The organism is Halomonas colorata (genome assembly GCF_014897985.1).
GTDB lineage: Bacteria > Pseudomonadota > Gammaproteobacteria > Pseudomonadales > Halomonadaceae > Vreelandella > Vreelandella colorata.
This window is the reverse complement of sequence record NZ_JABUZA010000035.1, coordinates 1-13050: the sequence shown is the minus strand read 5'-3', so window position 1 is coordinate 13050 and position 13050 is coordinate 1. Positions and strand designations below refer to the sequence as shown.

At 51.4% G+C, this 13050-nt stretch carries 8 protein-coding genes, 2 tRNA genes and 1 pseudogene; 2 read left to right on the top strand and 9 right to left on the bottom strand.

Features of this window, described 5'->3' with window-relative positions; translation table 11 throughout:
- Window positions 1–85 precede the first annotated feature (85 nt).
- Entirely contained in the window at window positions 86–565 is a 480-nt protein-coding gene (locus tag INT33_RS15565; RefSeq protein WP_193092334.1) for a peroxiredoxin, read from the top strand.
- A 128-nt stretch (window positions 566–693) separates the two neighbouring features.
- On the opposite strand, the gene INT33_RS15560 is transcribed toward INT33_RS15565, so the two are convergent.
- Together INT33_RS15560 and INT33_RS15555 are read right to left on the bottom strand one after the other, a co-directional pair.
- Window positions 694–1791 carry an AI-2E family transporter gene (locus INT33_RS15560; protein ID WP_192539569.1) on the bottom strand — a complete coding sequence of 366 codons (1098 nt, stop codon included), beginning with the start codon at window positions 1789–1791 and terminating at the stop codon, window positions 694–696.
- On the bottom strand, window positions 1788–2051 hold the full coding sequence (locus INT33_RS15555) for a sulfurtransferase TusA family protein (protein WP_192539568.1): 264 nt from the start codon (window positions 2049–2051) through the stop codon (window positions 1788–1790). The genes INT33_RS15560 and INT33_RS15555 overlap by 4 nt, the downstream gene beginning before the upstream one ends.
- Window positions 2052–2205: 154 nt before the next feature.
- Here INT33_RS15555 and INT33_RS15550 point away from each other — a divergent pair, with 154 nt between their 5' ends.
- The gene (locus INT33_RS15550; RefSeq protein ID WP_193092333.1) at window positions 2206–3666 is read left to right on the top strand and encodes a M48 family metalloprotease; all 1461 of its coding nucleotides are present in this window, start codon (window positions 2206–2208) and stop codon (window positions 3664–3666) included.
- Window positions 3667–3760: 94 nt separating this feature from the next.
- Here the strand turns inward: INT33_RS15550 and nadA are convergent, their stop codons facing one another.
- The 7 genes and pseudogenes from nadA to INT33_RS15515 all read right to left on the bottom strand — a co-directional run.
- Window positions 3761–4789 carry a quinolinate synthase NadA gene (gene nadA, locus INT33_RS15545; protein WP_193092332.1) on the bottom strand — a complete coding sequence of 343 codons (1029 nt, stop codon included), beginning with the start codon at window positions 4787–4789 and terminating at the stop codon, window positions 3761–3763.
- Window positions 4790–5144: 355 nt separating this feature from the next.
- Window positions 5145–5220: transfer RNA gene (locus tag INT33_RS15540), tRNA-Lys, on the bottom strand.
- 76 nt (window positions 5221–5296) lie between these two features.
- Window positions 5297–5372, bottom strand: a tRNA-Lys gene (locus INT33_RS15535).
- 53 nt (window positions 5373–5425) lie between these two features.
- Window positions 5426–6664 (bottom strand): HlyD family type I secretion periplasmic adaptor subunit, encoded by a 1239-nt coding sequence (locus INT33_RS15530; RefSeq protein WP_192539565.1) that lies wholly within the window; start codon window positions 6662–6664, stop codon window positions 5426–5428.
- 70 nt (window positions 6665–6734) lie between these two features.
- Complete coding sequence (locus tag INT33_RS15525) at window positions 6735–8975, bottom strand: type I secretion system permease/ATPase (RefSeq protein WP_193092331.1); 2241 nt, start codon at window positions 8973–8975, stop codon at window positions 6735–6737.
- Window positions 8972–10402, bottom strand: a complete 1431-nt coding sequence (locus tag INT33_RS15520; protein WP_226940227.1) for a TolC family outer membrane protein — start codon at window positions 10400–10402, stop codon at window positions 8972–8974. Before INT33_RS15520 ends, INT33_RS15525 begins: the two co-directional genes overlap by 4 nt.
- 1055 nt (window positions 10403–11457) lie before the next feature.
- A pseudogene (locus INT33_RS15515) lies at window positions 11458–13050 on the bottom strand (hypothetical protein); the annotation flags it as partial.

Below are 13050 nucleotides of genomic sequence, written 5' to 3'. Positions count from 1 at the left end.
GCGTGACATGCCCCTCCCACCTTTGACATGCTGGCTAAGGTTGCGTGTAATCAGCCTGATAAGTGACTAATGAAGAGGAGTCTGCATGAGCATTGAACTAGGCCAATCTGTCCCCGATTTTTCGGCCAGCGCCACCGGCGATACAACGGTGACACTATCGCAACTACGCGGTAAGCAGGTCGTTATTTATTTCTATCCGAAAGCCAGCACACCGGGCTGCACGACTGAGGGCGGCGACTTCCGGGATAATAAAAATGCGTTTGATACCGCCAACACCGTTATTCTAGGTGTTTCGCGCGATGGCCTGCGCGCCCAGGAAAACTTTAAAACCAAGCAGGACTTTAACTTTGCGCTGATTTCCGACAAAGACGAAACGCTCTGCACCCTGTTTGACGTGATCAAGCTGAAAAAAATGTACGGCAAGGAGCATTTAGGTATCGAGCGCAGCACTTTTCTGATTGATGCAAACGGCAATCTTGCCAACGAATGGCGTGGCGTTAAAGTCCCGGGTCACGTCGCTGAAGTATTGACAGCCGCGCAAGCGCTGCACGCCAGCCGCTCATAAAAACGCCCGCCCGGTTTTATAACTGGGCGGGCGAAAGCGGATGCTCAAAGCAATTCATGCGGCTGAAAACGGCACTGTATCTGTTGACCTAAGAAAGCTTTTAGCCGAAGAAACAGCCGCTCGTTTGCTTAAGAGTCTACCTGAATAACGCTATCGGCCCCCTCCTGCTTATGAATACCGCGCGGCCAGGCATAAATCAGTGCTTTTAATAGCGTCGCCAGCGGAATGGCGAAAAACACTCCCCAAAAGCCCCAGATACCGCCAAAGAAAAGCACGGCGACAATAATTGAAACGGGATGAATGTTGTTGGTTTCAGAGAAAAGCACTGGTGATAGTACGTTTCCATCCAAGGCTTGAATGATCCCATACGCAATCAAAACGTATGCAAATTGATCACTTAACCCAAAATAAAAACCGGCGACCGCCGCGACCGGCAGGGTTGCCACCGCCGCACCGATAAAAGGCACCAATACCGAAAACCCCACCAAAACAGCCAGCAGCGCCGTATAAGGCAGGCCAAAAAAGGTAAAGGTAAAAAACGCCACCGTCCCCACAATCATAATCTCGATGAATTTACCGCGAATATAGTTAGCGATCTGATGGTCCATCTCTTTCCAGATCCGCGTTAATAATGCGCGCTTTTGTGGCAACAGAGAAAGGGTAAACCCGACCAGCACCTCGCGGTCTTTAAGCATAAAGAAGACCAAAATAGGCACCAATACCAGATAAATGATTAACGACATAACGTTGCCCAGCGAGGCTAGCGATAGCGTCAAGGCGCGCTGACCTAACTGACTAATCTCGCGGCTCGCCACGCCTATCCAGCTTTGCATTTGATCCGGGGTAATCAAGTTGGGGTAGCGTGCCTGCATTTCATCCAGCCACACTTGGCCACTTGCGAACATGCGCGGCGTTTCTTGCACAAGCCCCACCAGCTGATTCCAAATGAGCGGCATTAAGATAAACGCCAGCGCCAGCAAGACGCTCACAAAAGCAAGGAAGATGGTAATAACGGCCAATAAATGCGGCACGCCCCGCCGAGTTAATGCACTCACGACACCTTGGAGTAGAAAAGCCACGATCAGTGCGGTAAAGAAGGGAGCCAGCATGCGCCCAAACCAAATAATGGCGGCAAAACCAGCGACCAATATCAATAATAAAACGAGTGCTTCTTCATCGGAAAAATAGCGCTCAACCCAACTTTTAAAAATGGTACGCATGGTCATGAGCGGGCATCTCCCGCTTTGCGTATCCAGAAAAAGTACGTTTCATGGCACTGCTCTCGCGCTTCCATGGCATGATTACTCTGGTCAGCAAAGGAGACCATATCGCGCCAGGAGCCTGCATCAGTGGCGCGCACTTCTAACACTTGTCCGGCAACCATCCCGGCCAGCGCCTGTTTTGTTTTGAGTAACGGTAACGGGCAAGGCAGCCCACACGCATCAAGCACTACGTCTGGTTGACAACGCGTTAATGGTTCAGACATACCAACTCCTCAAAATGCCTGCATGATCACGACATTGTTGCATAAACTGTTTACTTTGCGATGATCATTGACCATTTGATTTAACGGCACTTCACTGCACCATTCAATGTCACAGTGGTAAATGCTGCGCTTTATTATAATGAACGAGGATGCCATGCCGCACCTACGGAACGCTTACCCACGCTGGATTTGCGCGCTTGCTATTGCTTGCAGCATCAGCATGTCGAGCCCGCCAAGCTACGCACTTAATGACTATCATTTGCCAACGCTTGGCGGTGTCGCATCATCGGCAAGCAGTGAAGAGTTTCGCCTGGGGCGGGCATGGTTGCGTCAATTTCGCGCCCAGGCACCGCAATGGCAAGATCCGATCGTCAATGACTATCTGGATAGTCTAGTGGCACGCCTTGTGCCCTATAGCCAGTTAGGCAGCTTACAGACCACAACGGTAATGGTCGATAACCGGTCGCTCAATGCGTTCGCAGTACCCGGAGGCGTGATCGGTATCAATTCGGGGCTTTTTGCCTTCGCCGAAGATGAAGGCGCTTTCGTTTCGGTGATTGCGCACGAATTAGGCCACTTATCGCAGCGCCATTATGCCCGAGGAAGCGCCAGGGCTGAGCAAACACAGCTACCCGCCATGGCCGCCATGCTGGCGGGTATGCTGGTGGCGGCAAGCGGTGGTGGCGATGCGGGTATAGCGGCCGCTATGGGCTCTCAGGCGGCACTGATCCAAGACCAGCTCACCTATTCCCGACGCTATGAACAAGAAGCCGACCATATTGGCTTACAGGCGATGGCAGATGCCGGCTATGACCCTGAAGCGATGGTACGCATGTTCTCCGCCATGCAAAGAATGGCGCGCCTACAGGGCGGCACGCCGCCCGAATTCCTGCTCACACACCCCGTGTCGGATAGCCGTTTAAGTGATGCTCAAGCACGCGCCTCTCAGTTGAGCGTCGCCAATGCCTATACCAGCGACACGCTTTACGACATGATGCGCGCACGCGCCCTGCTGAGCATTTACAGCAACTCGCCACACCAGGCAACCTCGCACCTTACCCAGGCAGGCGCTGAGGAGCCCGCAAGACGCTATCTAGAAGCGTTGATCAGGGGACGAAACGGGCAAACTGACAGCGCCCTGCAAGCGCTTGACCAACTGGCTGCCGAACTACCCGACTACGCCATGCTGCCCGCCTCTGCCGCGAGTATTGCGCTTGAAGCCCAACGCTATGACGAGGCAATTACGCGCAGCCAGCGCTTATTGAGGATAATGCCCGCTTATCTCCCTGCTCAATTAACCCTGGCCGAAGCCCAGTTACAGCGTGATCCTGAGGCGGCTTATCAGCTACTCAACAATATTACCGCGCGGCATCCTGATAGCCCACAAGGGTTTAACCTGCTTGCCGAGGCGGCAGGACGGAGTGGGCATGGTAGCTGGGGGCATTTAGCACGCGCCGAGCAGCTACAGCTGACCGGGCGGGTTGATCAAGGCATACGCCAGCTGTCGATTGCCCGCGACGCTGCCGAACGTGAAAGCAACCAACAGGCACTTGCTCGCATTGAGCAGCGCCGCGAAGCGTTCATTGAGTATCGCCAAGCGTTGGAAGATTTCTAAGACAACATCTACGTAAACGCCTCATGCTAAAAGCGCCCGACTGCGTAGGCCGTCAGGCGCTTTTTTTGAATAGCGCAATGCTAAGTCAGCCTGATCAGGCGTTGAAATTGAGCATCCGTTCTAATGGCTTAAGCGCACGCTGACGCAGCGATGCATCCACATGGATTTCTCCGCTGCCGTGGCGCAAAGCCCCCGCCAGATTGTCCAATTCATTCATCGCCATCCACGGGCAGTGCGCGCAGCTTCGGCACGTAGCGCCATTACCCGCCGTAGGCGCCTCGAACAGTACCTTGTCGGGAACAGCCTGCTGCATCTTGAAAAAAATGCCCCGATCAGTGGCCACAATAAGCTTATTGTTGGGCAACGCTTGCGCAGCCTTAATTAATTGCGACGTCGACCCGGCAACATCGGCCATATTAACGACCGAGTCAGGCGATTCAGGGTGGACCAGCACAGCTGCATCAGGGTAAAGACGCTTTAAGTCTTCAATGCCTTTTGCCTTAAACTCTTCATGCACAATGCAGGCACCGTCCCACATCAGCATGTCAGCACCGGTTTTTTTCTGAATATAGCCGCCCAAGTGCTTATCAGGCGCCCAAAGAATTTTTTCACCCTTAGCCTGCAGATGCTCGATAACCTCAACCGCAATGGATGAAGTCACTACCCAGTCAGCGCGCGCTTTTACCGCCGCCGATGTGTTGGCATACACCACCACGGTTCGATCGGGATTCGCATCGCAAAAGGCGCTGAACTCATCTACCGGACAGCCAATATCCAGCGAGCAAGTTGCCTCAAGCGTGGGCATGAGTACGCGTTTTTCGGGCGAAAGAATTTTGGCTGTTTCCCCCATGAAGCGTACGCCAGCAACGACCAGCGTTGTGGCATCATGCCGGGCGCCAAAGCGCGCCATTTCCAGGGAGTCTGCCACACAGCCGCCCGTTTCCTCGGCCAACTGTTGAATAGCATCATCGGTATAGTAATGCGCGACAAGCACCGCATTATGCGCTTGCAATAGCTGCTTTATTTCAGCAACGCGCGCTTGGTCTTCCGCGGGGATACGAGTGGGGCAATACGGGCTTGGGAGCGGAGCATCTAGCTCAGCTTGAGAAGTCATAATAGTCATCGTGTCTACCACTGTGACGAACAGGGAATCCCCCTGTTAAACACCAGGCGCGGTTTGTGTAATCCACACATCCCGCTCGCGATTGCAACGGGCCGCTGCGTCTCTCGCGGTGGCCCACTGCGCTACTAGCTCTAACTATTTCTGTTGTTAACCAATCCTGAGCCTAACGGACTCTACCGCTAATAAGAGCAGCCTCTAAATATAGCCTATCGTTTAACGACTTTCGATCACCAATGACACTCTCTTAAGCCGGACTTTACGCTGCATTAGCAGTAGCAACCTGAGAGATGGCATAGCGGCAAAATAGACGCATAGCAAAACGCCCCTGGTAGCAAGCTACCAGGGGCGTTGAATTTGGTGGGTCGTGTAGGATTCGAACCTACGACCAATTGATTAAAAGTCAACTGCTCTACCAACTGAGCTAACGACCCAAATTATTGCTTACCTAACTTTTACAACATTCTTTTTGCAACATTGCCGCTTAAAACGGCGGTCTCTTCATTCGAATGGTGGGTCGTGTAGGATTCGAACCTACGACCAATTGATTAAAAGTCAACTGCTCTACCAACTGAGCTAACGACCCCCTCGAACGGATGCATATACTATAGATATGCCTTATCTATAGCAAGGGGTTTTTTATCTTTCTCTCAGCGCTTCACGTGCATGATTGATCGGCTTAATCAGATAATCAAAAATAGATTTATTGCCGGTACGGATATCGACCGTGGCAATCATGCCTGGAACGATAGGGAAGCGGGTTCCCACATCATTCACCAACGCATCGCTTTCGGTAAGAATAAATACGCGGTAGTAATACACTTCCGGCTGAACCTCGTCCTGAATGGTATCAGGTGAGATCAGCACCACTTCCCCATCAAGCCCGCCATAGGTTGTGTAATCATAAGCGGTTATTTTTACACTCGCTGGCTGGCCCGGATGAATGAATGCAATATCCCGAGGAGAAATCCGCGCCTCGATACGCAACTGATCGTCCAGCGGCACAATTTCCATAATCCGTCCATTGGGGGGGATAACCCCGCCGGTGGTGGTGACCTCAATATCTTTTACGATACCTCTGACGGGCGAGCGCAGCGTTAACCGCGTCAGTGTGTCTGAACGGCCCCTAATAACTGATGAAAGCGCCTCCACCTCGGCCTGGGCCTTGGATAGCTCCTCGCGGGCTAAAATCATATATTCGGAGCGAATTTCCGTTGCCTGGAGCTGCAGTTCGGTCGCTTGTCGGCGTAACCGCAATACTTCTACATTACTGGCAGCACCTATTTCAAGCAGTGATTGGGTAAGGTTTAGCTCTTGCTGTACCAAGCGTAATGAGTCGTTAACACCATTCAGCGACATCTCAAGGCCATTACGGCGCGTCTGATAGAGTAACGTCTCCATCGCCGTTAACGCAGGGTAATCTTCAAGGGTGTCGGGGAAACTTAGTGGCGTGTCATTAACTTCGGCCTCAAGCCTTGCCACACTTGCCAAGGCCGCTCGGTAGCGGGCCGCACTTTCGTTAACGTTGGACTCTGTCTGGGTCGGGTCAAGCTGGGCAAGTATCTGTCCTGGCTCGACAATATCGCCTTCTCTTACACGCAATTCGGCTAAGATCCCGCCCTCCAAGGACTGAACAACCTGCTCTCGGGAGGTTGGAATAACCCGCCCGCTGCCGGTAGAAACCTCAACGACGGTAGCAAAATAGGACCATCCAATAAATACAGCTATCACCAGAAAGAAAAACCAGATCACCCGCGTGGAGCGAACAATAGCCGCATCATCAATCTCAGTGTTATAGCGACGGCTATCTTCCTCATAATCCAGCAAAGGCAGATCGTTAGAGGCACTTTTCGAACCACTTAGCGTCTTATTGGCCATAACGACAACTCCCCATACCGGTCATTGCGATTGTCTTAATCATGCCTACCCCTCAGCTATAGTGCTGCGGCTAATTGGTTCGCGCTGCTTGGGCTGGTTTTTTCGATAGTTTGGCAAGGATCTCGCTTTTCGTACCATCCATCACAACCTGGCCGTTATCGACCACAACGATACGCTCAACCAAATTAAGAACACTCATGCGGTGGGTCGCGACGATAAAGGTTTTGCCTGGAAGCCAAGCATTTAGCTGTTGAAGAAAGCGCTTCTCAGTCGTCTCATCCAGGGAGGCCGTTGGCTCATCCAGTAGCACCACGGTCGGCTGACGTACGATGAGACGTGACAGTAATAGGGATTGACGTTGCCCGCCAGAAAGACCAGTTCCACCCTCTAGAATGACGTGTTCAAGGCCATCGGGAAGTTTGCGGATAAACTCATTGGCACCGCTGATGTCGAGCGCGTCCAGCAGCTCCTGATCCGTTGCGTTCGGTGCACCCAGCGCCAGGTTGTCACGGATGGTTCCATGAAATAACCGAGAGTTCTGGCTTAGCAACCCCACATCACGGCGCACATCGGCAGGATCAATATGCACAAGGCTAAGACCATCCAAAAGCACTTCACCCGCCTGTGGCTCTAAGAGCCCGGAGCAAGCCTGAAGTAGCGTGGACTTACCCGCGCCGTTTCGTCCCAAAATGGCAATACGTTCACCAGCAGCAATACTTAGCTTCTTTACTTGCAGCGAAGGCGTCCGATCTTCACTGGCATACTTGAATGCTGCCTGAGTGAATTGATAACTTCCCCGAATGGAAGCCCGGTGAACACGCTTGGTATCTTCAGGGTTATCGACGGGGCGCTCCATAATCTGATTAAGACTCTCGGTCGCCACTTTTGCCTGCTGCCACTTACTCAGCACCTGAGTAATCTGCGTCATCGGGGCCATCATACGCGAGGCTAAAATTGACGCTGCCACCAAGGAACCGGTAGTGAGATCGCCCGCCATCACCATCGGCGCCCCAAAGAAAACCACGGTGGCGAACACTCCGGTCTGCACCGTCTGACTCCAGACGCTCAATGAGTTGGTAACGTAACGAAGCCGCAGGTTCATATCGGCAGTGACCGCATTGTAGTGATTCCACTGGTTTTGGAACCGTGGCTCCGCCTGCAATGTTTTAATATCTTCCATGCCCTGAACGGTTTCTACGAGCATGGCGCTGCGTAATGAGGACTCACGCATGGAGTCGTTCGCCAGGCTGCGTAACTTGCGCTGCACCAGCAGCCCAGGAATGATCATCAGCACAACGGCCCCGATAGGTACTAATACCAACGAGCCCGCGATATACCAGAATACAAAACAGAAAAGGATAAAGAACGGCATATCCGCGAATGCCGTAACCGTTGTGGAAGTAAGCAACTCGCGCACGTACTCCAGCTCACGGATTTGTGAAATAAAGGTACCTGTCGACTTGGGTCTTGCGGTATTACGTATTCTTAGCGCATGACCAAAAACACGATCAGATGCCCGCATATCCGCGCGTTTTCCCAGAAGATCTGTAATTCTTACCCGGGATCGACGCAATATAAAATCGAATAGCAGTGCCAGCAGCACCCCACTAAATAGCACGTAGAGCGTGGGCATCGATTCCGCCGGAATAACCCGGTCATAGACCTGCCGCGAAAAGATAATGCCTGCTAACGCCAGCGTATTGGCAATGAGCGAGGCCAGCATCACATGACCATAAGGTTTTAAATCCCTTAAGATGATCTTGCGCAGCCAGTTCTTTTCATAGGGCTTGATATAGTCATCTACCCTGGCATCAGGGATGGATTTTGCAGGGCGCAGGATGACCGCGACCGTTACATGTTGCACAAGCTCTTCGCGACTCAAAGAGCTTTTCATTCCTTGGTCACTGCTATATACAATGCCCACATTGCCGTCACTATCGACCGTTTCAACGACGGCAATTTGGCCATCACTAAACTGTACGACCAGTGGCAAACGCCAAGGCGTCAATTCTTTCACGTTAAGCTGGCTGGTTTTAAGCGTCATACCAAGTTGGCGCGCAATACTCCTCAGCACTTCGCCAATCGGTTTGTCCTGCCGCCATGAGGCCGTTAAGCGAACATTTTCAGCCGAATATTCCAGCCGATAATGTTTGGCCACTATCAACATGGCCTCAATCCAACTTGCATAATAATGGCTAGCTTCAAACTCAGTGGCTATTTCATCATGAGCGCTACCCTCTTCTAAAGCAGAGGCTTTTGAAGCCGGTTTATTTAGCTCGTTGTTATGCTGGCTATCCTTATCATCACTCATGGCGAAACGCTAACTCCTTGTACCATGGAATCTTCTAAACCAAACGCGTCACGAATATCGGCAGAACTGTAGAGACAGTCGATTTGTAAGCGGTATAAATCGTAACGGGTGTTTTCCTGGTCAAAGCGGGACTGATGAATCTCCTGTTCGGCATTCAGCAGGTCTAGCAAGGAGCGTGTCCCAAGCGATAAGTATTGCTGGCGATATAATTGCTGGGTATCGCGGATACTACGTGCCCGGGCATCCAATGTAACAAGACGCAGACCAAAGCTGGCGGTTTGCTCTTTGGCTTCACGTAAGCTGCGTGAAAGCGACAGATAGGCGGCATCTTTAGCTGCCTGAGAGGCTTGCAAGCTATAGTCGGCCGCCCGACGGCGAGCGCTCGTAGCGCCTCCCTGATATAAGTTGCTGGATAAATTAACCCGCATGATGACCTCGGTATCATCTTCCGCCACATCCCGGTTCAAGAACTGATTAAGGTCAGCGTCAAGCGATACCGTTGGGAAAAATGAGGCCTGAGTTTGGGCAATGATAGCGCGAGCCTCCGCCTGCTCGGCTTCTGCCACCATCAGTTCGGGCACATTATCAAAATCTTCAGAGGCTAAAGCACATGACTGGGTCAGCGGCTCTGGAAAGTTACGATTAATAGTGACGGGGCCGTTAGCACCGACTAACGTGCGTACCGTATTTTGCCATGTCAGTAGCTGGGCTTCTATTTGAAGCTCTGTCGCTTCAGCCGCCTCTACACGTGACTGAGCCTGAATTTCATCGGAGCGCGTACTTGCCCCAAGCTCTGAACGTCTGGCTGCAAGCTTTTGGATATCCGTTAAACCTGCGATTTGCTCACGTGCAATATCCAGCAGTGCCTGATAGCGCTGAACCTCGATGGCCGCCTGAGCGGCGTCTCTTGCCAGTTGATCCATTGCGAGCCAGACCCTCGCTTGATCGCGGTTAACACCAAAGCTGGCGGCATCCACCTGACTAGAAACACGTCCAAAGTCATACAGCATTTGTGAGGCAGATACCGTCACCGCATCTTCAGACCGCCCTGTAGAGCTGCGGCGCTCGGTTGTAATACCGGCACTCACCTGCGGATAGTAGCCAGACCTCGCCACGCTTACCTGCTCGCCCTGTTGGTATAAACGACCTAATGCTTCACCAATAGTCGGATGCCAGGCGATCGTTCTCTGTACCGCTTCAAGAATGCTCATTCCCTCTTGATCGGTCGCGGATGATGGCGTTGAAGAAGCAGCGATGACAGAAGCCGCCGAACTCACAGCAGGCAACTCATTAGCACTTTCCAAAGCGCTATGCACTGGCGGGTTACGCTGAAACTCTATTGCGATAGGTCGAGCCTCTTCAGCTAGCCTGTTATTTTGGCTATCTGTCGCTGACAAAGCCGTTTCTGAAGTCACTGACTCAGGCATTATCGGCTCTGGCGCTATGTCTGAGACTGCGGCCTCGCGTACGGGAGCATTTATCTCCCCAACATCAGCGTCTGGCACTAATGGCCGGCGAGAGCTTGTTTGAATATCCTGCGCTAATCTACTTTCCGATCGCTGAGCGCCTAGGTTTTGTTGCGGTTCGGATAAACGCACGTTGGTGGGTATAGCCGTTCTCGTCGCCGCCCGCAGACCCGCCGCTTCGCTCTCTTGCGGAGCTCCGCCATACCCATTCTGGCTGGCATTCACTGGTTGAGGGGAGGGGGTGACAGCACTACCGCCTGACGAGCGAGTCCCCGATCGAACAATGTTAACTAAACCATCTGATGACGATGAAGGCTGAGAAGTCGCCTGAACAACCGATGGCTGATAGCGAGTTTGACCTTCCACACTTTTATTATCGTCTGACAACCCCGTTATTGGATTAGCACGGCTAGTAGAAATAGGCAGGTTTTCGGAGCGAGCACTATCGCCGGGGACCGAAGAGCTTTGTATTACAGGGCGATGCTGAGAAGTGATCGGAGCATCCGATAGCCCAACAATTCCATGGGCAAGAACATGCGTTGACTGAACGCCTAAAACAATACTCCCTGTCAAAAAAGAAGCGATACATGAACGTAGCATTTTCTTCTTTTTCATGCGTTCCCCAATATACTGTAAAACATAATTTTTTTAGTAAAAACTTCTTATAATTGCAGCATAAATTAATTCATTACGCACTTAAATACATACAACCAAAGTAGAATGCAGAGGGAATAATTTTCATTATTTTTCTTTAAAAAAGCAGTTAAAACCTACTGCTTATAATCTTCATCTTCCGTGTTTTTATTTTCAAATCAAACGTTTTTTGCGTACCCTACAAAATAAGAGAAAGTCTGTAGATTTTATCAGTCTAAAAAGCATACGCCTAACGACAGGAATTTCATAAGCGACATTATGAATAGGCAAATCTAACAAATAACTGATTAGAATATTCATAAAAAAACCGGGCCTTTCGGCCCGGCGCTAGGAGGTAGCAAGCGCTATCTAGATTGATTTCTTTATAACACCTGGTTCTGTTCAAGCTCACTATTAAGTCGGCTAACTTCCAAAGCGCTAGTGTCAGAGAAGTTATCAACTACCTCGACAGGTTCGACTAAAGTCTCCTCGCTATCGCTATTAATGGCATAGATCGTTTCTCCATTGTTTTCCAGCGCAACTTCTTCTATAAGAATATCGAAGTCAGTATCACTAAAGAGATCCTCATTCGGCTCCTGCAACAAGTCACCGATAGTGTTGGCATCGAATACTGACTCTACACCCTCAGACTCATCTGCAACGTTATCCAGATCAAACCCAGCGATACTGAAGCTTTCATCGCCTTCAATGCTAAACGAGGCTAGAGATACTGGATCATCGTCTGAGGCAATAGAGGTTAATGACAATCCACCAAAAAGCCCTCCACCAATGCTGCCAATGAGATCACCAATACCGCCTAAAAGACCGCTTAAACCCAAGCTTCCGATTAAACCATTTTCACCCAGCAGCCCTTCGACCAGATTTCCCACGGTGCTTTCGTCTACAACACCATTCAGGACTCCGTCCTCTTCAAGTAAAGTTCCTACAATACCATTGACTAGGCCGCCATCCCCTGTCAGTCCATCTACTAAAATCTGGTCATCCATATCCCCCAGCGCTCCACCAGATTGCAAGAGACCTTCAAGCAAACCATCAGTTCCTATCAAATCTGCCAGCAAGCCCTCGCCCTGCTCAGGAGTCAGTGTGGCATCGGTCGATGCCAATATACTTGTTAAGAGTCCACCCGGCCCTACGATGGGTGAGAGTACGCTGGAAAGTAGCCCATCATTGCCGAGCCAGTTTTCTTGGTCTGTACTGTCCACTAGGCCGCCCAACAAGCCGTCATCTCCTAATAGGGTGTTAAGCGTTTCAGTGACTAGTCCATTCTCACCCAAGAGGCTATCAAGAAGGCCTTCAGTACCTCCTTCCACCGGGTCGCTCAATGCCACGCCACTATTTACCAGTCCGGCTAAAAGGCCACTTTCGCCTAGAAGTCCATTGACCAATCCGGTCAGTAGTCCTTCATTGTCGGGGATGCTTCCAGGCAGACTACTAAGCAATCCATTCTGACCAAGCAGCGTATCCAGCAGGTTACTGACCTGACCTTCGCTGCCCAGTTCGCTATCGCTGAGTATTCCCTCACCGCCCACTAGTGTACCTAGCAGATTAGCGACTACACCGCTTTCTCCTAGCAGTCCTTCCAGCAACTCACCTTCATTAAGCTGGCCACCCAATGGCCCACCATCACCTAGCAAACCAGCCAGCATTCCATCTGAGCTCAGTAAGTTATTGACAAGGTTTGTTTGTAGCTCCGCATCTACTGATACATCAATGAGCAATCCGCTTATAAGACCAGTCGGTCCTACCAGCGTATCCAGCAGGTTACCCACTAAGCCTTCTTCACCAAGCAGGCCATCCGCACCACCCAGTAGATCTTCACTGGTCAGATCTCCTAAGAGGCCGCCGCCCACCAGGGTACCAACCAGTCCATTCACTAACCCGTCGTTACCCAGCAGTCCATCGAGTAACTGGCTATCTTCCAAGCCTTGGCCGCCAAGCAGCCCAGCCACCAGACC

What these genes read in the sequence shown, in the direction of transcription:
- INT33_RS15560 (WP_192539569.1), bottom strand. Translation starts at nt 1,791, where the DNA reads ATGACCATGCGTACCATTTTTAAAAGTTGGGTTGAGCGCTATTTTTCC.
- nadA (WP_193092332.1), bottom strand. Translation starts at nt 4,789, where the DNA reads ATGACTATTATGACTTCTCAAGCTGAGCTAGATGCTCCGCTCCCAAGC.
- INT33_RS15550 (WP_193092333.1), top strand. Translation starts at nt 2,206, where the DNA reads ATGCCGCACCTACGGAACGCTTACCCACGCTGGATTTGCGCGCTTGCT.
- INT33_RS15555 (WP_192539568.1), bottom strand. Translation starts at nt 2,051, where the DNA reads ATGTCTGAACCATTAACGCGTTGTCAACCAGACGTAGTGCTTGATGCG.
- INT33_RS15525 (WP_193092331.1), bottom strand. Translation starts at nt 8,975, where the DNA reads ATGAGTGATGATAAGGATAGCCAGCATAACAACGAGCTAAATAAACCG.
- INT33_RS15520 (WP_226940227.1), bottom strand. Translation starts at nt 10,402, where the DNA reads ATGCCTGAGTCAGTGACTTCAGAAACGGCTTTGTCAGCGACAGATAGC.
- INT33_RS15565 (WP_193092334.1), top strand. Translation starts at nt 86, where the DNA reads ATGAGCATTGAACTAGGCCAATCTGTCCCCGATTTTTCGGCCAGCGCC.
- INT33_RS15530 (WP_192539565.1), bottom strand. Translation starts at nt 6,664, where the DNA reads ATGGCCAATAAGACGCTAAGTGGTTCGAAAAGTGCCTCTAACGATCTG.